Below are 19,923 nucleotides of genomic sequence, written 5' to 3'. Positions count from 1 at the left end.
ATTAGAGGGCGGAGGAGTAGCTTTTATTTCGCAACAAGGGTTTCGTAAATGAGGGGGTCGCGATGGCGCCGCGCGGACGACCGCGTGACACGCAGGTGGACGAACGGGTGCTCCGGATCGCCGCCGCGCTGATCTTCGAGCGCGGTTACGCCGGGCTGTCCGTCGACGAGGTGGCCGAGCAGGCGGGCGTGGCCAAGACCACGCTGTACCGCCGCTGGCCGACCAAGGACCACCTGGCCGTCGCGGTGGTGGCCCGGCTGCAGGCCGACGACGAGATCACCGACACCGGGGACATCCGGACCGACCTCGTCGACTACCTGGAGAAGATCGCCGCCGGGCTCAACCGGATGCGTGCCGCGGGTGGCAACAGGGGCCCGTCCGCGGGAGCCGTCGGTGAACTCGTGGGCGCCGCGGCCAGGCACGAGGACATCGGCCGGTTGGGCCGTGAGCAGTACGCCAGACGCAACGCCATCGCGCTCGCCCTGATCGAGCGCGCCCGGCTACGCGGCGAACTGCGCGCCGACCTCGACGCCGAGGTGCTGTTCGACCAGCTCGCGGGGGCCCTCTACTACCGAGTAATGATCACCGGCGCACCGATCGACCGGGCCTACGCGGAACGGCTCGTCTCCTGCGCGCTCGAAGGGAACATGACATGTCGCTGATCGCGGAAACCGCCGTCGTCCGAGAGGTCGACGCCGAGACCATCGTCTCGGCCACCGCCACCGGGCGGTTGCTGCTCGACTCCGGCGACACCGGCGGCGCGCTGAGCACCCTCAGGATGACCCTCACCGAGGGCGCGGACGGTGCCGTGCCCCACCACCACGCCACCTCGACCGAGCTGTTCTACATCCTGGACGGCAAGGCCCGCATCCTGGCGGGCGAGGAGATCGTGACGCTGGGGGCGGGTGACGTGGCGGCCGTGCCCCCGATGACGCCGCACGCCTTCGCCGCCGCTCCCGGCCACACCGCCGACCTCCTCATCGTCGTCGCCCCGGGCATCCAGCGCTTCGAGTACTTCCGGCTGCTCGACCGGCTGCGCAGGGGAGAGGCCACGCTTGAGGAACTGCTGGCCTCCCAGGAGCTGTACGACAACCACTTCCTCGACAGCCCGGTCTGGACCCGTGACCGCCAGGCGTCCACCAACGGTGGAGGAGGGCTCTGATGCTCACGAAGATCGGTACCGTCCTCGCCGTCGTCGGCGCCCTGTTCATCGGCTACATCGGGGTGAGCTACCTCGTCGCACCCCAGTCCATGGCGCCCGACTTCGGCCTGCCGAGCTGGCCGCAGGGCGAAGGAGCCGGCTTCCTCGCGGTCAAGGGGATCCGGGACGTGGTCTCCGGCCTGGTGATCCTCGCGATCACCCTGACCGGCAATCGCCGAGTCCTGGGGTGGGCCATGCTGGCCATCGCGCTCACTCCGGTCGGTGACATGCTCCTCGTGCTGCTCTCCGGTGGAACGCCCGCGATCGCCTTCGGCGTGCACGGCGCGACCGCGGCCATGGTCGCCCTCACCGGAGGTCTCCTGCTGAGCGGCCCCCGCCCCAGGCCCGCCACGTCCTTCACGACCCCGCTGGTCTCGTGATCCTCGCTACCGGCCGGGCCGGGTGAACGCCCCTCGTGAGTCCACGGCCTCACGAGGGGCGGGCGAGGTAGGCCGTCTTGGCGTCGGAGGAGAAACCGCACGCCCGGTAGAACGCGTGGGTGGCGGGCCTGCTCGACCCCGTCAGCAGCATCACCTTGTAACAGCCCGCGTCCCAGGCGGCCCGAAGCGTACCGGCCATGACCTGTTTGCCCAGCCCCGTGCCCCGCAGGCTCTCCTCGACCACGACGTTCTCGATGACGGCGTACGGCGACGCGGAGCGGGTGAGATTCGGGATCACGTTCAGATACGCCGTGGCGACCACGGCCCCCTCGGCTTCGAGTACGAACAGATGCAGGCCGGGCGAGTCCAGGATCCGCGTGAAGGTCGCCACGTCGGACCCGTCACTCAGGACCGGGTCCTTCGGCTGCAACTGCCGATAGAGACGCATGACACCGGCGAAGTCATCGGGTACGGCCTCACGGAAGACGATCATGGCCGCAGACTAACGCCTCCGTACCCGGCCTCAGGCGTCCTTGTCGGCGTATGAGAAGAGACAACCGGTCTGTACCGGCCGCCCCTCGTGCGCACGTGTAGGACGGGCGCCCCGGCTCGGAACCGCCTGGCCGGATCAGGGCTTCCAGTCCGCGCAGGAGTATCCCCATCCGGGCTTCAGCTCGCAGAGCTCGATCCTCCGGATGTCCTTGGAGAGGTTCGCGCTCAGGCCGGGCCCCGGGCCGGTGGTGAGCGTTCCGCCGCCTCCGTCACCGGCGCCGAATCGGCATCGAGACCCGCTGTCCATATCCGGCCATATCCGTCTATTGCCGACGGTTGGGTGGCCGGGAGGCTCCCCAGGCGGAGCGGTCACTTCTTCCTGGGGAAGGCGGGGCCGCGGGTGATGACGGCGACGGCGACGAGGGCGAGCCCCGACAGGCCCTGGAGCACGGCGTACCACGCGGGGCAGAGGCCGGGGATCAGGTCGACGCCGATGATCGCGATCGGCATGACGACGGACAGGGCGCGCACCCGGTCGAAGGCCTTGGCGGACCCCTCCGCGGCCCGGACGACCATCCGGTGGAGCAGCGGGGCGATCGCGAGCATGACGACCGCCCGGACCCACATGAACGAGGTCGTCTCGCCGCCGATGAGGGCCATCACGGCGACCGTTCCCAGGACGACGGCGCTGATGGCACCGAAGAGCAGGACGTACTTCCTCGCCGCCGCGAAGGCCTCCTGAGCGCGGGCGTCGCCAATGCTCGTCATCTCGTTCATGGGTCCTTCTCCTCCGTGTCGCTGTGGTGACGACGCTACGGAGATCCCAACCGGCCCAGTATGAGGGTGGCCGTACGGAAGGGTGGGGCTAGACCCACTCCCGAGCGGGCCGTCGTTCGGCCGCCCGCGTCGGTGTCCGTGTCGAAGGTTTCCACAGCTGACGTCTTGGGTCACCGGTCCTTCTCGATGAGTGCCGATCGGTCGGATCGGTTGTATCGGATGCCGGAAAGATTCAAGACATCTCGATTTCAGGGATAAAACACGCACCGGGTTCGAGGTCGCCGAGGGCGTTGATCCTGCTGGACTTCGGCCGATAAATCACCAAAAAGTCGGCAATCCTGCCAAAAGGTAGGTAGGCTGATCATGTACCGAAGAAGCTGCCGGTCGAATCCCGTCACAGGGGGAGATCGGCAGCTTTCTTGTTTTCCCGAGGTCTCCGTACGGAGAGGACGCATGGCCGGAACTCTGAGCAGAAGGAAATCTCCGGCGGCGTTCCGGGCCCCGGAGGAGAGGCTGAGCAGGGCACCTCTTCTTGTCCTCACCGTTCTTTCCGCCGTGTTCTACTCCGCGTACTCTCTCATATCGTTCGCCAGGTTCCGGGCGAGCGCCTACGATTTGGTGATCTTCGATCAGGCGGTGCGTTCGTATTCGCACCTGGGGCCGCCGGTGGCCATGGTGAAAGGTGTCCACAACGGCTTCGGCGACCAGTTCTCGATATTGGGGGACCACTGGTCGCCCATCCTGGCCCTGCTTTCCCCGTTCTACTGGGTGCACGACGGTCCGGAGACCCTGCTCGTTCTTCAGGCGATACTTCTGGCGTCGGCGATACCGTTTCTCTGGAGATACGCCTTCAGGGCGTTCAGTGCCGGGCCTGTGGTCTCCAGGTATGGCGCCGAGCGTATGGCGTACTGCGTCGCCGTCGTCTATGCGATCTCCTGGCCCGTCGCGGAGGCCGTCGCCTTCGACTTCCACGAGGTCGCCTTCGTCCCGCTGCTGACGGCCGTTCTCCTTGAGCGCCACCAGGCGGGCAGGAGGTGGCACGTCCTGCTGGCCGCCTTCCTGATCCTGCAGGTCAAGGAGGACATGGGGCTTCTCGTGGCCGGTGTGGGACTGTTCTTCATCACCAGGAAGGGGGACCGCGCCCTTGGGGCGCTCTTCGTGCTGGTCGGCGCGGTGGCGGCCTATCTGTGCACCCAGGTCCTCATCCCGCACTTCGGCGGCCGGGCGGACTACTACTGGGCTTACTCGGGGCTGGGCCGTGATTTCAGAGAGGCCGCGCTGCGTGCTTTGGCGCATCCGTTCGACGCCGTCTCCCTGCTCGCCACGCCTCCCGTCAAGATCCAGACCGTGGTTCTGCTCCTCGCCCCGCTCCTTTTCGCCTCGGTCATGTCGCCCGTCACCGTCGCCGCCGTTCCGTTGCTGATGGAGCGAATGCTCTCAAGCTCTTTCCCGAACTGGTGGGAGCCGAAATACCACTACAACGCCTTCATCGTGATGGTGGTGTTCGTCGGGGGAGTCGACGGATATCGGAGAATGGCGGCCCGCATACGATCCCGGACGTCACCGGAGCCAGCCGCGAAGAACCCCGGACGGCTTCTCCGCGTCGTTCGAGGATGGCCTTCACTGGTCCTTCTGGTCAGTGTCGCGATGATTCCCTTCTTCGCGTTCGGAAGGTTCTTCGGCGTGGGTTTCCACGCCTCCACGACCCGGACGGAGGCGGCTGCCGCAGCCGTTGCCGTCGTTCCCGATAACGCCCTGGTCGACGCCGCGAACAATGTCGCCCCCGCCCTCTCAAGCCGGACCAGGACGTTGTTGTGGGACAGAACCGTACGCTGGGCCCCCTGGGTGGTCGCGGACGTCGGAAAGCACGCCTTCCCGTTCCCGTCACTCGACGAGCAGACCGCACGGGTCGACTTCCTGCTCAGGAACGACTACCGCGTCGCCTTCTCGTCGGGCGGCTACGTGGTGCTCTCCCGGGTCCGGAGCTGATGCTCAGGGGGTCGTGAGGATGACCAGGCGTTGGGTGGCCCGGGTCATGGCGACGTAGCGGTCCACGGCTCCCGCTATGCCTTCGCCGTACCTGTCGGGATCGACGAGGACGACCAGGTCGAACTCCAGGCCCTTGGCCAGTTCCGGGGTGAGGGAGCGGACGCGGGGGGTTTCCCGGAAGGCGGGGTGGCCGATGACGCAGGCGACCTCCTCGGCGTGCTCGGCGAGCCAGGTGCCGAGGATCGTGTCCAGGTCGGATACGGGGCCGTGCAGGACGGGGACGCCGACACTGCGGATGGAGACCGGCACGTTGGCGTCGGGAAGCGCGGCCCGGATGACCGGTTCGGCCTCGGCCATGACCTCCTCAGGCGTCCGGTAGTTGACGCTGAGGGAGGCCAGGGCGATCTGGTCGAGACCGACGCGTTCGAGGCGCTCCTGCCACGACTCGGTGAACCCGTGCCTGGCCTGGGCGCGGTCTCCGACGACGGTGAAACTGCGGGACGGGCAGCGGGAGAGCAGCATCTGCCATTCGGCGTCGGTCAGCTCCTGGGCCTCGTCCACGACGATGTGCGCGAACGGCCCGGCCAGCGGGTCCTTCTCGGCGCCGGGCAGTACGGTCTCGTCGTCCAGGGAGTTGCGCATGTCCTCCCCGCGCAGCATCGTCACCAGCCCCTCACCGTCGGGGTCGGCCTCGATCAGGTTGTCCACGACCCGCGACATGCGCTCACGCTGGGCGGCGAGGGCGGCGTTCTGCCGACGCCTGCGCCGGGCCGCCTCGGGGTCGCCGAGCCGCTGGCGTGCCGCGTCGAGCAGCGGCAGGTCGGAGACCGTCCAGGCCTGGGCGTTCTCCCGCTGGAGCCTGCGGATCTCGTCGCGGTCGAGCCAGGGGGCGCACAGCCGCAGGTAGGCCGGCACCGTCCAGAGGTCCCCGACGAGGTCGGTCGCCTCAAGCAGCGGCCACGCGCGGTTGAAGGCCGTGACCAGCTCCCGGTTGCCCGTCAACGACCTGCGCAGCAGATGGGCGGGGGCCTCCTCGTCGCCGTGCTTGTCCACCAGGATCGTGAGCAGCTCCTCCCAGATCTGGCCGCGTGCCTCGTTGTGCGGGGTGCCGGGGTCCGGTACGGCGAACGCCTCGGCCCAGTCGTCGGCGCCCAGCCAGATGTCCGACCAGTGCGTCGTGACCGTCATCCCCTCGGTCGGCGGGTTCTCGTAGAACCTGACGGCCTTGTCGATCGCCCCCACCAGGTCGGCGGACGACTTCAGCCTGGCCACTTCGGGATCGGCCTCGACCGCCGCGGAGCCCCCCTCGGGGACGAGGTCACGCAGGGTGCACAGCCGTACGCCCTCCTCGCCGAGGCTGGGCAGGACGTCGGCGACGTAGGCGAGGTACGGCTGGTGCGGGCCGACGAACAGCACGCCGCCCCGGTTGTGCCCGAGACGCGGGTCGGAGTAGAGGAGGTAGGCCGAACGGTGCAGGGCGACGACGGTCTTGCCGGTGCCGGGGCCGCCGTCCACGACGAGGGCACCACGGGACCCGGCGCGGATGATGGCGTCCTGGTCGGCCTGGATGGTGCCCAGCACGTCCCGCATCCTGGCCGACCGGTTGGTCCCCAGGCTGGCGATGAAGGCGGACTGGTCGTCGAGCGCGGCGTGCCCCTCGAACCCGTCCTGGGTGAACACCTCGTCCCAGTAGTCGTTGATCCGGCCCCGGGTCCAGCGGTATCTCCTGCGGCTGGCCAGTCCCATCGGGTTGGCGTGGGTGGCGCCGAAGAACGGCTCCGCCGCCGGGGAACGCCAGTCGAGCAGCAGTCTGCGGCCCTCACTGTCGGTGAGACCGAGCCGCCCGATGTAGACGGGTTCGGGGTCGTCCGTACCGACCATGTGCCCGAGGCACAGGTCCAGGCCGAAGCGGCGCAGGGTGCGCAGGCGGGCGGTCAGCCGGTGGACCTGCATGTCCCGGTCCATCGCCTGCCGTCCCGCGCCGCCGGGAGCCTTGAGTTCGGCGTCGAGCCGGTCGGACAGTTCGGCGATCGACTGTTCGAGACTCTCCGCGATGGCCGCGAAGTGCCGCTCGTCACGGGCGATCAGCGCCGGTACGGCCTTGGCGGCGAGGCCCTCGGGAAGGTCGAACGCGCTGACGGTCTTCACATCGGTTCCGATCTTGTTCGGCGGTTCTGAGCGGTTCACGGCCTCTTCCCGCCGATCATGTCGAGCAGCAGCCGCGCGGCCACCGCCGTACCGTCGGCGCGGACCGTGTCGGCCACGGCGGTCGCCCGCGCCCGGGTCTCGGGGCTCAGTATGGCCCCGAGCGCGGCCGACAGGGACTCGGCCGTCGGGGCCGGGCCGTCGTGCGCCACGCCGACGCCCAGTTCGGCCACCCTGCCCGCCCAGTACGGCTGGTCGGCGGCCTGGGGCACGACCACCTGGGGCGCGCCCGCCCGGGTGGCCGTCGTCGTGGTGCCCGCGCCGCCGTGGTGTACGACGGCGGCCACCCGGGCGAACAGCGCCTGGTGGTTGACCTCGCCGACGACGAAACAGTCGTCCCGGCCGCCGATCGGGGCCAGGTCGGCCCAGCCACGGGCGAGGACCACACGACGGCCCCGTGCCCGGACCGCCTCGACGACCGCCTCGGCTTTCACGGACCGCATGGGCATGCTGCCGAAGCCCACGTAGACCGGGGGCTCCCCGGCGTCGAGGAAGGCCGTCAGCTCGGCCGGGAGCGGCCGTTCGTCGGGCAGCGTCCACGCGCCGGTCTGCACGACGTCGAGTTCCGGCGTCTCCCGCCACGGGTCCAGGACCGGGTCCGTGGCCAGCCATGGCCGCTCGCCGACGACGTAGCCACGGACGTCGTCGACCGGCGGCAGCCCGGCCGCCGTCCGGTTGACGTTGAGCGCCTCACCGAACAGTTCGTTGATATTGCGGGCGTCCAGGTCCCACAGCGTCCGCCTGTCGGTCACCTCGGGCGGGAACGGCCTGCCAGGATAGGCCAGCGGCGCGTGGTACGGCGACGGCAGGGTGAGCTGCTGGAAGGTCACGGAGACCGAGGGGACGCCCAGCCGCTCGGCCACCGAGAGCGCGCCCGCGGCGGCGGGCATCATGCCGGTCGCCACCAGCGCGTCGCACCCCTCGGCCGCCGGGACGAGCGCCTCGAACTGGCCGGCGATCACCTCGGCCGCACGCCGGGGCAGGTCTCCCGCGGACGGCGGAGCCGCCGTCGTCAGCGCACGGGCCGACGGCCCGACCGGAACCAGCGGGACACCGACCCCGGCCAGCCGCCGGGCGAAGTCCTCGTCCGGCGGCGCGCACACCCGCACCTCCACGCCGTGTTCCCGCAGCCGCACCGCCAGCGCCACCAGTGGTTCGACGTCCCCTCGCGAGCCGTACGTCGACAACACCACACGCATTCCGCGTCCCCCGTTTTCGCAGATCCTGGCCTCGGCCGACGATTCTGCGGCATACCAGGGGCCTTGCGGCAAGTCCCCCCATGCGCTATACGTTGAGAGTGGAAAGGGGCGAAGGCCCCTTTTTTCGTTCTCGCCCCCTCTCCGGTCCCGGCGTCGCCTCTTCTCCTGCTCCGCCCCGCGCCGGCTCTCGGTCCTGCCTCGCTCTTCGATGTTCCCCTGTTCCGGCGCCGCTCTCGTCGCCGGGCGCCGGACGGGCTACCTGGCCGCTCCCGGCAGGACGGCGGGGAAATCGGCGAACCTCCGGAGTTCTCTGGCCCTGCCGGTGTGGACGTTCACCGCGTAGAGCACCGATTCCATCTCCGAGCGGTCGGGGACGGCGAGCAGGGCCACCTCCGTGTCGCTCACCCAGCCACCCAGACGGGCCAGGCTCATCCCGTCCGAGAGGCCCGTGACACGTAGCGCCGGTCCCTCGGCGCCACCGAGGGCGTCGAATGTGCTGATCGCCGTGGGGCGTCCATCCACGTACCGGCCCAGCCTGACGAGAGTGCGCCCGTCCGGGCCGAGGGCGCTGACTTCGTAGGGGAAGTTCTTGACGGCGACCGGCCTGTTGCCCACGATCCAGACTCGGGACGGCTTCACCAGCGTGATCGGGCTGCCGCCGTCACCGACGCTCACTGGGTACCACGTGGCGTTCAGCGTGGTCGTCCTGCCCTTCTCCATGTCGACCAGGACGCTGTAGGGCTTGGGCATGCCACTCCAGTTCGTGTAGATCAGCTGCATGCCGTCGGGGGACAGCCGCAGGAAGCTCTCACCGTCGAAGTCGCCCTCTCTGACCTTGAGGGGGGCCTTCCAGGTCCGGCCGCTCGCGAGGTCGCGCACCTCGAAGGTCTGCTTCCTCTCGCTGTAGTAGGCGATCCGGCGCCCGTCCTTCGTGATCGCCACCGGGCTTCTCAGCGCTCTGCCCGTGCGGTCGGGGCCCATGGTGTCGGCGAGCGCGTAGGTCGTCCCGGATTCGGTGACGACCCGCCACTGACCGGAGACGCACTCGTCGTCCGGCTTCCTCGGCATCGGGCACCGGCTGAGGTAGGCGTGGGTCAGCGGCCCCACCCCCCTCTCCGGCAGCGCGGTGACGTCCCTGGTGGCGGGGGCCATCGTGACGGACCTTCCGGTGCCCGTGCCGCCGCCGAGCAGGACGGCCGTACCACCGGTCATCACGGCCACGGCGGCGGCGACGGCCAGCGCCGCGCCGGCGACGCGTCTGCGCCTGGCGCCTCTTATGGCCCGTTCTGTCAGGTCGATGTGGGGGGCCTCGTCGGCCATCGCGTGGAGTTCGTCACGGAGCAGGTTCATCGGTGCGTCTCCGTCGGTACGTCGGTGAGCAGATCGGCCAGTTCGGGCGCCAGCGTGCGCAGACGCGACAGGGCGTGATGGGTCTGGCTCTTGACCGTGCCGAGTGAACACCCCATGAGCTGGGCGGTCTCGTGTTCGGTGCGGTCCTCGAAGAAACGCAGGACGAGCACGGTCCGCTGACGTGGGGTCAGCCTGCCCAGCGCCTGCCGCAGGGCCAGACGCCGTACGGTGGCCTCGTCGTGTGAGCGGCCCCGCTCGGGCATCGTGACACTCGGCAGTTCGACGTGTTTGCGTCTTCGCCACGACAGGTGCTGGTTGACCAGCGCCTTGCGGGTGTACGCCTCGACGTTGGCGTCCCTGGCGAGCCGGGTCCAGCGTGAGGCGACTCTGATGAGGACCGTCTGCAGCAGGTCCTCGGCGAGGTGGGCGTCTCCGGTGAGAAGGGACGCGGTCCGCGTCAACGACTGCTGGCGGGCCTGCAGGAACTCCCGGAACCCCTCATAGCGGTCCATACACCTAACAACTCCGGCGAGGATCGCGAGGTTGGAAGCGGAAGGCGGAAAGCACGGCCTAGAGGGAGGGCGGGGACTTGAGCAGTGACGCCGTCTCGGGCGGACAGCCGCCGCGCCGCCGCCGGAGCGCGTGTGCCGCGATGCGGACCAGATCGACGATCACCCCGGCGCCGCCGCTGGGGTCGTGCACCTTCAGCTTCAGGTCCAGGCTGACCGGGGCCCCGCCCCACGCCTGCGCCTCGATGTTGATGTGCGCCACCTTGTGCGACTCCAGGTGCGGCAGGTATCCGAGCGGGGCCAGCTCAACCCGCCCGGCCGTGCCCAGGGCGTTGAGCTTGGACTCCATCTTGGTGTTGTCGTTCTCCGCCAGGTTGCGGAAGTCCTCGGTGCCGCCCAGGTTGACCTGGTAGGAGCTGACCAGGGTGAGCCCGCGCTCCTCCAGCAGCCGCAACAGGGCGTGGTGCACGATGGACGTGCCGAACTGGCTGGTCAGGTCGTCCCCCAGCAGGGGAAGTCCGGCCTCGGTGAACCGGTCAAGCCACCGCGGATCACGGGCCACCGTGTCCGAGGTGATGTTGACGAACGCCGCACCCGCCCGCAGCGCCGCTTCGGCGTAGGCCTCCGCCGTTCGCTGCCTTCCGCTGGGGGCCGCGTAGAGCACCACCTCGGCCCCGGCGAACTCCCCGGCCACCCGCTCCACCTCGGCGGCGTCGGCACCTGCGTCGTCGGCCGAGAGGCCACGCCGTACCGTGACACCCGACGGCGGCAGGTCGTCGACGATCCGGGGGAAGTTGTTGGGCGGTGCGAAGATCGCCTCGGCGAGGTCCTTCCCGACCTTCCCCGGGGACATGGCGAACGCCGCCACGAAGTCGATGTCACCGACGCCCATCCCCCCGAGCACCGGCCGCCGGACCCCGACCAACTCCCCCGTGGCCCGGTACAGCGCCATCCCCTGCAGAAACGCGGACACGTTGTTACCGACACCGACAACCGCGACCCCAGCCCGTTCGATCATGCTCTCAAGGTACGGCGGCGCGCCCTCCGAAGGGCTATCCGGAGAAGCCCTTGTCCTTCAGGCGGTCGATCAGTTCGGTCATGTTTCTCGGTTCCAGCCATGGCGTACGGCCCGCGGCGTCGAGGGGCTCCTTGCCGCCGACGAGCGCGGGGCGGTCGGGCTGCCGGGCGGCCAGGAACGGGTCCTCGAAGACCAGGCCCTGCGGTGGCGCGCCCACGGCGCCCGGCGACGGAAATATCAGGCTTTGTTGAGATAGGTGAGGACGGCCAGGACCCGGCGGTTGTGGTGGTCGTCGGTGATGCCGAGTTTGTCGAACATCGAGGTCGTGTACTTGCTGATGGCGCTCTCGCTGAGGAAGAGCCGCCGGCGGATGGCCTGGTTGGACAGTCCTTCGGCCATCAGGGCGAGTACGGAGTGCTCGCGTTCGGTGAGGCCTTCGAGCCGCCTGTTCGTGGAGCCGCTGGAGAGCAGCCTGGCGATGACGGCCGGGTCCATGGCGGTCCCGCCTCCGGCGACGCGTTCCATGGCGTCGACGAACTGGTCGGCGTCGAACACGCTCTCCTTGAGGAGGTAGCCGACCCCTCCGGCGCCGTCGGCCAGGAGTTCCCGGGCGTAGAGCTGTTCGACGTGCTGGGAGAGGATGAGGACCGGCAGGCCGGGCACCTCGCGGCGGGCGGCGAGCGCGGCCTTCAGGCCCTCGTCCGACTGGGTCGGCGGCATCCGGACGTCGACCACGGAGACGTCCGGCCGCCACTTCAGCAGCGCGTCGAGCGTCTCGGGGCCGGTGGTGGCCGTCGCCACGACCTCGTGCCCGTACGCCTGGAGGAGGCGGATCATCCCGTCACGCAGGAGATAGAGGTCTTCGGCTACAACGACGCGCATGGCACCATCATCCTCACGTGGGTCGGACCGCCTGCCGGGCTGGTGACCGCCAGGGTGCCGTCGAAGACGGCGAGGCGGCGGCGCAGCCCGTCGAGTCCGCCGCCGGTCCGCATGTCGGCCCCGCCCCGGCCGTCGTCCTCGACGTCGACGACGACGCCGGTGTCGTCCCGGACGATGGAGACGCGCGCCAGGCTCGCGTGGGCGTGCTTGGCCGCGTTGGTCAGCAGCTCGGCGATCCCGAAGTAGAGGGCGGACTCGATCGGCAGGTCCAGGCTCAGCCGGGCGTCGGCGCTGACGGTCGTTTCGAGGGGGCTGTCCAGGGCGAGGGCGCGGACGGCGTCGAGGAGGCCCCGCTCGCTCAGCACCGGCGGGTTGATGCCCCTGACCAGGTCGCGCAGTTCGGCCAGGGAGGTGGCGGCGCCCGCCCGTGCTCCCCGCAGCAGTTCGGCGGCCTGGTCGGGGTCGGTCCTCATCAGTTTCTCCACGGTCGCCAGCGACATCCCGAGCGCGACCAGGCGTGCCTGCGCCCCGTCGTGCAGGTCCCGCTCGATCCGGCGGATCTCGGCGGCCTGCGCGACCGTGGTGTCCGCGCGCTGGGCGGTCAGTTCGTCGACCCGTTCCGCCAGCGCCATCGCGGACGACGGGCGCAGGAAGCGGACGGCCACCGGCTCGACGACCCGCCAGGCGTCCGGGGAGCGGAAGACGGCCACGGCGCCGCCGAACACGCCGAGGAGGCGCATGACGGGTGACGGCTGGGAGAGTCCGACGATCGCTCCCGCGATCCCGGCCGGTGGGATGACCGCGGACACTCCCGCGGTGAACGGCATGATGGCCACGAACCGCAGGTCACGCCAGTTCGCCGGGTCCTTCCAGCGGAGCCGCCACTTCTGGTCCATGAGGGCGTCGCGATCGCTGCGCTCGTAGGAGTGGCCGTTCCACCAGTATCCGGTGGACAGCTGTGTCACCGGTCCCGGCTGCCGGTACCCGGCGGGGATGACGGTTCCCGTCCACCTCGCGACGAGGGAGCGGACCATCCGGCAGACGGGGCGGACCAGGGCGAGGGTGCCGACGCAGGCCCACAGGAGCGGGACGATCCCCGACCACGGGTCTCCGTGCCACACCCGGATCCACAGTGCCACGGCGACCGCCCACACGGCCGGGACCAGCAGGCTGACGGCCACCACGACACATGACCGTACGAAGCCCGTCCCCGCACATGTCAGCCACGATGCCAGGCGTTTCATGTCTTTCCTCGCTTTTGTTCGGTGCCTCAACTGTGCACCGTGCGGGGCGAGCGATCACAGTGGGTCCAGCCCCACTCGTTCGTGCGTCCAGACCGATATTAGGCCCCCTGTCCGCTTTGTGAAGTAGATGGGAAAGCTCCGCCCGGCCACGCCGGATGAGGCGTGGCCGGGCGGAGTGGCCGTACGCGGGTCAGTCGGCAGGGCGGTCCTGAGGGCTCTGCTTGGCGGGGAGGTCGGGCTCCTCGTCGGTCCAGGTGAGGGAGCTGACCGCCGCGTAGGACTCGATCAGCTCGCCACGGTAGGAGTTGGCCGACTCGGACGCGAGTAGTCGTCCCGTGGTGGTGTCCAGCACGAACCGGGTCCGCGCGGCGGCCCCCTCCTGGAAACCGACCGCCTGACCGGTACGGCCGAGCGGATCGGTGACCGTGCCGAGGGACTTCACACCGGGCAACACGGCGCACATGCGGTAGACCGCGGCCCGCACCTCGGCGGAGACGGGGAAGTCCATGACGAGCTGGGTGCCGTACTGGAAGACGTTGGCGTTCATGTTGACCGGCTCGGCGCCGTACCCGTCGGCGACGACCTTCTCCAGGTAGGTCCGCATCCCCTCGGGGGTCGTCGGCAGCGCCTTCAACGCCTGCGGGGTCATGGGGGTGTCGAGCAGGGTCATCGGCTTACCGGTGTCGTTCCACACGGCCTGGCGTTCACCAGGTTCGGCGTGGAGCGTGACCTTCCGATCGGGGTAGGTCCAGCTCCGCGGGGAGCCCGCGGCCCGCCAGGCCTTCTCGTCCTCGGGCGTCGCCGGGACGGTTCCCTGCTCCTGCGTGATCGTCCACGCGCGTCCACCCGGTGCCCGCGGGACCCAGGACTCGACCGCGGTGGTCTTCACAAGGCGGTAGCGCTTGTCGGGAGAGTCGAGCCGGCGGCCGTTGACGGCCTTGCGCACCCAGTACTTCCCGGTCGTGGGCATCCTGACGGTCGAGTTCGCGGCGGCCAGGAAGACGTCCTTGGCGGACAGCGTCGCCACGGAGCGCGTGGGCGCGGGATCCGGGGCCCCCTGCGAGAGCACGACGGCCGTGGTGGCCGCGACGCCGAGCAGGCCCGCGCCGAGGGCGGTCCACCTGGCCGCCCGGATGGCCCTGCGGATCCGGCCGACGGTGGGCTCGGGGAGAACGGGTTCCCGGGAAACGGTTTCCCGGAGGGGCTCCTGGAAGGCGGCGGTGAGTCGTGCCCTGCCTTCGGCGACCACCTCCGGCGTGGGCGGTCGCACCGACATCAGCGCGCGGATCTGGGCGAGGTCATCCATCCGATGCTCCGATCAAGGGGTTGACGCCGCCGAGGGCGGCTCGCAGTTTTCTGCGGACGCGGTTGAGCCGCGATCCGACGGTTCCCGTGGGGACGCCGAGGGCGTGCGCGATCTCCTCGTAGCTGAGCTCGGCCAGCGCGAGGAGCAACAGCGCGTCACGGTCGGCCTCCGGCATCGCCTCCAGGGCCTCCGCGAGCGGCCCCCGCACGCCCGCGGCGGTGAGCCGTCCGGCCACCAGCTCCTCGTGTCCGGCGTCGATCCCGTCGTCGGCCGACATCCGGCGCAGGACGCTCAGGTGGTGTGCCTCCTGGCCACGGTGGCGGGCGAGGAGGTTGGTGGCGATGCCGTACAGCCAGCCGCGGACCGTTCCCCGGGCGGGGTCGAAGCCCTCGCGGCCGCGGAAGGCCGCGAGGAAGACCTCCGCCGTCAGGTCGTCGGCGGTCTGGGTGCCCAGCCTGCCCGCGACGTAGCGGTGGATGTCCGAAAAATAACGGTCGTAGAGGACGGCGAACCGTTCGGGGACGTGGAGGGACTCCTCGATCGCATGGGCGTCCTCGGCCTCTCGCGATGGGGTTGTGATCATCTTCTACCGGTGGCGTCGATGGCCGTCAGGGGTGTTCTTCGTGGGTTCACACCCCTACTTACTGAAACGGGCACATCTTCTTCACGGCGACCGCCGCGTCACCCCTCGTACGGCGTGCCCTCCTGCTCGGACTCGGCCAGGGTCTCGGGGAACAGCGCGGCGGAGGCGCCGGCGACCTCGACGCCCAGCAGGCGGCCGTGTTCGTCGAGGTCGAGGATCACCTCACCCCGCAGCGCCGGGTCCTCGACCACGATCCGGGTTCTCGCCGCGCCCGGGGCGATCTCCTCGGCCAGGTGGACGTAGGCGACGTCGTTCTCCCCGTCGTGTTCCACGCGCAAGGTCGGCCCCCGGATGTTCGATCGTGCTGTCACTGACAGAGTGCCCCGCCTCCGTACATCCTGGCCACGATCGGCGATGTAAAGAAAAGTAGACATGATGTTTTGTTTGATTTACATTGAAGGCATGTCGGCGGAAGAGAAGCGCGCCTGGGTCATGCTGGTGGTCACGGTCGTGTCCTACGTGACCTACGTGTTGGTCATCCTCGGACGGGTGGGAGAGGGCGCCCTGGCCGCCGTGCCGTACGTTCCGGTGCTGCTGTGGACCGTCGGCTCGGCGATCGTGGCGACGATCGTGCTCGATGTGGCGCTCGCGATAGCCTCACCCGGGGACGCCGACAGGAAGGACCAGCGCGACCGGGAGATCTACCGGTTCGGCGAGTACGTCGGCCGGTCGTTCGTCGTCGCGGGTGGCGTGGCGGCGCTCGGCATGGCCATGGCCAGGCTGGACCACTTCTGGATCGCCAACGTGATCTATCTGGCGTTCGTCCTGTCGTCGGTCCTCGGATCGGCGGCCAAGATCATCGCCTACCGCAGGGGTTTCCAGACGTGGTGAAGCCGACCAGGATCACGAACACGATCCGGTCCCTCAGATTCGCCCAGGGTGAGATGACACAGGCGGAACTCGCCGAACGCGTCGGTGTGACCCGTCAGACCGTCATCGCCATCGAGCAGGGCCGCTACTCGCCGTCCCTGGAGATGGCCTTCCGCATCGCCCGGGTCTTCGGCGTCCCGCTCGACGACGTCTTCCAGTACCCCGAAACCGAGGAGTGACCCCGCTCCTCGCGACCCCCAGTCAGTGAGGAGAGACGGTCATGCGCGCGATCACCCACGAGCGGTACGGCCCGCCCGACGAGGTGTTACGGCTCAAGGAGATCCCCAGGCCGGTCCCCCGGGACGGGGAGGTGCTGGTCAGGGTCCACGCGGCCCCCATCGGGGGAGACGACTGGCACCTCATGCGGGGCATGCCGTACGTCGCCCGGTTCGTGACCGGGCTGCGCAGGCCGAGGAACCCCGTCGCCGGGCTTGAGGTCGCCGGACGGGTCGAGGAGGTCGGCGCGAACGTCACGGAGTTCGAGCCGGGTGACGAGGTCTTCGGCTGGTGTGCCGGCTCCTTCGCCGAGTACGTCGCCGTCCCCGAGGGGCAACTCCTGCCGAAACCGGTCAATCTCTCCCTGGAGCAGGCCGCCGCCGTACCCATCTCGTCGTTCACCGCCCTGCAGGGGCTGCGCGACGGGCGCATCGGCCCGGGGCAGCGGGTCCTGGTCAACGGCGCCTCCGGCGGCGTCGGCACGTTCGCCGTGCAGATCGCCCGCTCGTACGGCGCCACCGTCACCGGTGTCTGCGGCCCGGCCAAGGCCGACCTCGTGCGTTCCCTGGGGGCCGAGGACGTCGTCGACCACACCAGGGAGAGGTTCGCCGACCGGGGGGAGCGCTACGACCTCATCCTCGACGTGCAGGGGAGCCCGTCCCTGGCCGAGTGCCGTCGCGCGCTGAAGCCGCGCGGGACCCTCGTGATCGTCGGAGGGACCGGCGGCCCCTGGTTCTGGGGGACCGACCGCTGGTTCAGGGCCTTCGCGCTGTCGCCGTTCGTCGGGCAGAGCCTGCGGGTGCGGGTGCACACCGACGACCGCGCCGACCTTCTTCTCATGAAAGAACTCATCGAGGCGGGAAAGGTCACTCCCGTCGTCGACCGTACGTATCCGCTGGAGCGGGTGGCCGAGGCCATCCGTTATGTCCAGGAGGGGAACGCGCGGGGCAAGGTGGTGGTCACCGTCCCCTGACCAGGCGTTCATCCCGCTATACAACGAAATATTGCCCTTAAGGGATATATCTTCCTTAAAGGTTAATATTCAGTTTTGGTATGGCTTTTCCGGCAGAAAGGCCATGGCGGGTGGGGCGATTCTCCGGCGGGAGGAGTACCTTCTGATACGCCTCATTCTCCCTTGGCATCGGGAGCGTCAGTGTCGCAACGGCGCACACCCTACGAAATCGTCGAGGCGGTCATCGCCGACCTCGGCCCCGAGGAACTCCCCTTCCTGCCCCGGCTCTGGGCGGTCCACGTCAGGAACCCCACGGACGGCCGGTCCCGGGAGCGGCTCATGGGCTCCGGAATCCTGGTGGAGATCACCGCCTGGACACCCGTGGTCATCTCCTTCGTCGGCGGTGCCCTCCTGGACGCCGCCAAGGACGAGATCTCCGACCAGACCCGCACCGGGATACGCGGCCTCTTCGGCCGGGTGACCCGGCGCGGCAGGAAACGGCTCATCGAGGAGCCGCTACCGCCCTTCGACGACCGGCAACGCCGCAGGATCGGGGAGGCCGTCCTGTCCAACGCCCTCGCGGCGGGCCTGGCCGAGCCCCGGGCCCGGCTCCTGGCCGACGCGGTCGTCGGCGCGCTCCACCGCGAACTCGGGCTCGACGCCCCACCCGACGCGTCCGGGGGGTGACCCGTGCGGGGGAACGGCCCCACCCTGCCCTCGACGAGCGTCGAACGCCTGCGGCTGCTGTTCCTCACCGTCGCGGCGGGGGCGCTCTTCGGCGGTTACTGGTTCCTGGTGCTCGTCCAGGACGGCTGGAGCGAACGTAACCGGGCCTGCGGCGCGCTGCCCGGGATCGAGGAGTTCCTCGACTGCTCGACCCGGATCCTGGTGCTCCAGGCGCTGGTCCCGCTGGCCGGTCCCGCGCTGGTCGCGGTCCTGACCGTGTCGGCCTACCTGGCGGCGCCCACCGTGATCACCCACCGGCACGGCGCCCGTCCGCTCGACCCCTGGCCCCGGGCCATACGGGAGACCGTCGAGCGGGCGGGACTCGACCGGACACCGACGCTGATGCTCAGCGAACAGAGCGGGCCGCTGTGGATGTTCGTCTACGGCCGCAGGAACCGGCACCGCGTCATGCTCTCCTCCGACACCCCCCTGTGCGCCGTGACGGACACCGAGCGGGTCACCGCGACGCTCGCCCACGAGCTCGGTCACCTGCGCAACCGGGACGTCGACCGTACCTACCTGGCCGTCTTCGCCGTCGTGAGCCTGGCGCTGGTGACGATCGCGCCGGTCGGGCTCTCCGCGCTGCTGGTCACCGGCCCCACCCCGGCGCTCGCCGTCACCTGGCGCGACCTCGTGCTCGCACTGCTGGTCACGGGCACCTGGGCCGCCGTGGTCAGGGCACGCGAGCACGACGCCGACCTGTGGGGCGGCGACCTGCGGCCCGGCGGCATGCTCGCCCTGCTGACCGGCGGAAAGCAGGAACGCCGCGGCCTGCTGCGCCTGCACCCACCCCACGAACGGCGGCTGAGGGTGCTGCTCGACCCGGACCTGCTGCTGCGGCCCTCCGCCGTCGAGGCCGTCGCCACCGGGATCGCGGCGGGCGTCGTCGTCACCGAACTCGGTGTGAGCCTGCGGACGCTGCTGCCCGTGCCGCCGCTCGTCGCCTACTGGGTGGCCGGTCTCGTCGCCGCGGTGCCCGTCTCCGGGATCGTCGGCCTGGCCGTCTGGCGGGCGGGGGCGGCGCGGGTCCTCACCCGGCTCCAGGTCCTGGCCTGCGGCCTCGGGCTGGGGGCGGGACTGGTGGCCGGGCTGGTCCTGGCGCCCAGGTCGGGTGTGCGGTGGAGCCGCTGGATCCCCACGGCGCCCGACTTCACGGCCGTCGCCGAGCCGACCGAGATCCAGCCGGGTACCGCGATCTGGATGACGGTGACGCTCCTGGCGCTGACCACGGCGGTGACCGGCTGGCTCGCCCTGGCCGCCCGCGCGTGGGCGCCCAGGGCGGGGACGCGTGCCTGGCGGTACACGGCGCCCCTGGCGGCCCTGATGCTCGCCGTCGTGCTGGGCACCTGGTCCCTCGCCGCCCGCCTGGCCGCCTCCGAGCAGTGGGGAGCCGCCGACCTCGCCCGCCTGATGATCACCCCCCAGGCGGCGCTGTTCCTGCTGGTCCTCGCGCTGGTCGCGCTGCTCGCCCCGCGCCTGCCCCTCCGTACGGCTGCGCCCCTCCTCGTCCTCGTCCTCGTGCTCCCGCCAAGCCTGCTGATCCTCTCTCCCGCGCCCCCTCCGCCCGTGACGACGCGCGCGGCGGCGCTTCCCGACTCACCCCAGGCGGGCGTGATCTGCCTGGGGCTGTTCACCGTCGGTGTGTCCGGATTCGGCGCTCCCGCCGACCACGCCGCCAAGGCGCGGCTGGGGGAGACGCTGCGTGACTCGGACGACGGCCTTCTGCGCCAGGTCGGCGAACTGTTCCTGCGCGGAGCCCGCACCCGGTCCCAGGACCTGGAGGGACTGGCGTGGACCGCGTTCGTCAGACGCTGCGACCACCTCAGGCGCTACCACGACGCACCAGTGCCGGAACCCGTCTCCCCGTTTCCCACCGAAGGGTGGTGACGCCATGTCCCGTGCCGGGACGCTTGGCCGTACTCTCCTGGCCGTCCCTCTGCTGCTCGTCCTGCTCGTGCCGTCGG

General features: G+C 70.2%; 22 protein-coding genes. 9 read left to right on the top strand and 13 right to left on the bottom strand.

The window, feature by feature from the left end:
• The first annotated feature begins 62 nt into the window (after positions 1–62).
• From ACFOYY_RS21645 to ACFOYY_RS21635, 3 genes are read left to right on the top strand one after another with little or no spacing between them, the layout of a single operon-like run.
• A complete protein-coding gene (locus tag ACFOYY_RS21645; RefSeq protein ID WP_386191293.1) occupies positions 63–662 on the top strand; it encodes a TetR/AcrR family transcriptional regulator in 600 nt (199 codons plus the stop codon).
• A complete protein-coding gene (locus ACFOYY_RS21640) occupies positions 653–1,162 on the top strand; it encodes a cupin domain-containing protein (RefSeq protein WP_386191290.1) in 510 nt (169 codons plus the stop codon). Before ACFOYY_RS21645 ends, ACFOYY_RS21640 begins: the two co-directional genes overlap by 10 nt.
• A complete protein-coding gene (locus tag ACFOYY_RS21635; RefSeq protein ID WP_386191288.1) occupies positions 1,162–1,581 on the top strand; it encodes a DUF4267 domain-containing protein in 420 nt (139 codons plus the stop codon). Before ACFOYY_RS21640 ends, ACFOYY_RS21635 begins: the two co-directional genes overlap by 1 nt.
• Before the next feature lie 49 nt (positions 1,582–1,630).
• Here ACFOYY_RS21635 and ACFOYY_RS21630 read toward each other — a convergent pair whose 3' ends face one another.
• Both ACFOYY_RS21630 and ACFOYY_RS21625 read right to left on the bottom strand, forming a co-directional pair.
• Positions 1,631–2,074 carry a GNAT family N-acetyltransferase gene (locus tag ACFOYY_RS21630; protein WP_386191285.1) on the bottom strand — a complete coding sequence of 148 codons (444 nt, stop codon included), beginning with the start codon at positions 2,072–2,074 and terminating at the stop codon, positions 1,631–1,633.
• 368 nt (positions 2,075–2,442) lie between these two features.
• Positions 2,443–2,850, bottom strand: a complete 408-nt coding sequence (locus ACFOYY_RS21625) for a hypothetical protein (RefSeq protein WP_386191283.1) — start codon at positions 2,848–2,850, stop codon at positions 2,443–2,445.
• Positions 2,851–3,213: 363 nt separating this feature from the next.
• Between ACFOYY_RS21625 and ACFOYY_RS21620 the strand changes: the two genes are divergently transcribed.
• Entirely contained in the window at positions 3,214–4,839 is a 1,626-nt protein-coding gene (locus ACFOYY_RS21620) for a DUF2079 domain-containing protein (RefSeq protein ID WP_386191280.1), read from the top strand.
• A 3-nt stretch (positions 4,840–4,842) separates the two neighbouring features.
• Here ACFOYY_RS21620 and helR read toward each other — a convergent pair whose 3' ends face one another.
• The 11 genes from helR to ACFOYY_RS21565 all read right to left on the bottom strand — a co-directional run bounded on the left by helR (position 4,843) and on the right by ACFOYY_RS21565 (position 15,467).
• Complete coding sequence (helR, locus tag ACFOYY_RS21615) at positions 4,843–7,026, bottom strand: RNA polymerase recycling motor ATPase HelR (protein ID WP_386191277.1); 2,184 nt, start codon at positions 7,024–7,026, stop codon at positions 4,843–4,845.
• Positions 7,023–8,243, bottom strand: a complete 1,221-nt coding sequence (locus ACFOYY_RS21610; protein WP_362782175.1) for a glycosyltransferase — start codon at positions 8,241–8,243, stop codon at positions 7,023–7,025. Before ACFOYY_RS21610 ends, helR begins: the two co-directional genes overlap by 4 nt.
• Before the next feature lie 255 nt (positions 8,244–8,498).
• On the bottom strand, positions 8,499–9,593 hold the full coding sequence (locus tag ACFOYY_RS21605) for a hypothetical protein (RefSeq protein ID WP_386191274.1): 1,095 nt from the start codon (positions 9,591–9,593) through the stop codon (positions 8,499–8,501).
• Positions 9,590–10,105 (bottom strand): SigE family RNA polymerase sigma factor, encoded by a 516-nt coding sequence (locus ACFOYY_RS21600; protein WP_386191271.1) that lies wholly within the window; start codon positions 10,103–10,105, stop codon positions 9,590–9,592. The genes ACFOYY_RS21605 and ACFOYY_RS21600 overlap by 4 nt, the downstream gene beginning before the upstream one ends.
• 58 nt (positions 10,106–10,163) lie before the next feature.
• On the bottom strand, positions 10,164–11,120 hold the full coding sequence (locus tag ACFOYY_RS21595; protein WP_386191268.1) for an inositol-3-phosphate synthase: 957 nt from the start codon (positions 11,118–11,120) through the stop codon (positions 10,164–10,166).
• Between the two features lie 34 nt (positions 11,121–11,154).
• Positions 11,155–11,337: a hypothetical protein gene (locus tag ACFOYY_RS21590; protein ID WP_386191265.1), complete on the bottom strand. Its 183-nt coding sequence runs from the start codon at positions 11,335–11,337 to the stop codon at positions 11,155–11,157.
• A 20-nt stretch (positions 11,338–11,357) separates the two neighbouring features.
• The gene (locus ACFOYY_RS21585; protein ID WP_352012844.1) at positions 11,358–12,002 is read right to left on the bottom strand and encodes a response regulator transcription factor; all 645 of its coding nucleotides are present in this window, start codon (positions 12,000–12,002) and stop codon (positions 11,358–11,360) included.
• Complete coding sequence (locus tag ACFOYY_RS21580; protein WP_386191261.1) at positions 11,987–13,246, bottom strand: sensor histidine kinase; 1,260 nt, start codon at positions 13,244–13,246, stop codon at positions 11,987–11,989. The genes ACFOYY_RS21585 and ACFOYY_RS21580 overlap by 16 nt, the downstream gene beginning before the upstream one ends.
• Positions 13,247–13,436: 190 nt before the next feature.
• Positions 13,437–14,552: a CU044_5270 family protein gene (locus ACFOYY_RS21575; protein WP_386191258.1), complete on the bottom strand. Its 1,116-nt coding sequence runs from the start codon at positions 14,550–14,552 to the stop codon at positions 13,437–13,439.
• Complete coding sequence (locus tag ACFOYY_RS21570; RefSeq protein ID WP_386191256.1) at positions 14,545–15,135, bottom strand: RNA polymerase sigma factor; 591 nt, start codon at positions 15,133–15,135, stop codon at positions 14,545–14,547. The genes ACFOYY_RS21575 and ACFOYY_RS21570 overlap by 8 nt, the downstream gene beginning before the upstream one ends.
• A 98-nt stretch (positions 15,136–15,233) precedes the next feature.
• Positions 15,234–15,467, bottom strand: coding sequence for a DUF2283 domain-containing protein (locus tag ACFOYY_RS21565; protein WP_352012973.1), 234 nt, complete (start codon positions 15,465–15,467; stop codon positions 15,234–15,236).
• 130 nt (positions 15,468–15,597) lie between these two features.
• Here ACFOYY_RS21565 and ACFOYY_RS21560 point away from each other — a divergent pair, with 130 nt between their 5' ends.
• The 5 genes from ACFOYY_RS21560 to ACFOYY_RS21540 all read left to right on the top strand — a co-directional run bounded on the left by ACFOYY_RS21560 (position 15,598) and on the right by ACFOYY_RS21540 (position 19,846).
• The gene (locus ACFOYY_RS21560) at positions 15,598–16,026 is read left to right on the top strand and encodes a hypothetical protein (protein WP_386191253.1); all 429 of its coding nucleotides are present in this window, start codon (positions 15,598–15,600) and stop codon (positions 16,024–16,026) included.
• A complete protein-coding gene (locus ACFOYY_RS21555) occupies positions 16,020–16,244 on the top strand; it encodes a helix-turn-helix transcriptional regulator (protein WP_352012849.1) in 225 nt (74 codons plus the stop codon). Before ACFOYY_RS21560 ends, ACFOYY_RS21555 begins: the two co-directional genes overlap by 7 nt.
• 41 nt (positions 16,245–16,285) lie before the next feature.
• Complete coding sequence (locus tag ACFOYY_RS21550) at positions 16,286–17,254, top strand: NAD(P)-dependent alcohol dehydrogenase (RefSeq protein WP_352012850.1); 969 nt, start codon at positions 16,286–16,288, stop codon at positions 17,252–17,254.
• Between the two features lie 180 nt (positions 17,255–17,434).
• On the top strand, positions 17,435–17,920 hold the full coding sequence (locus ACFOYY_RS21545; protein ID WP_386191249.1) for a hypothetical protein: 486 nt from the start codon (positions 17,435–17,437) through the stop codon (positions 17,918–17,920).
• Positions 17,921–17,923: 3 nt separating this feature from the next.
• The gene (locus ACFOYY_RS21540) at positions 17,924–19,846 is read left to right on the top strand and encodes a M48 family metalloprotease (protein ID WP_386191246.1); all 1,923 of its coding nucleotides are present in this window, start codon (positions 17,924–17,926) and stop codon (positions 19,844–19,846) included.
• The last annotated feature ends 77 nt before the right edge of the window (positions 19,847–19,923 follow it).

The organism is Streptosporangium jomthongense (assembly GCF_042650425.1).
Taxonomy (GTDB): domain Bacteria; phylum Actinomycetota; class Actinomycetes; order Streptosporangiales; family Streptosporangiaceae; genus Streptosporangium.
The sequence above is the reverse complement of the archived record's forward strand: the minus strand, read 5'-3'. Positions and strand labels throughout refer to the sequence as shown.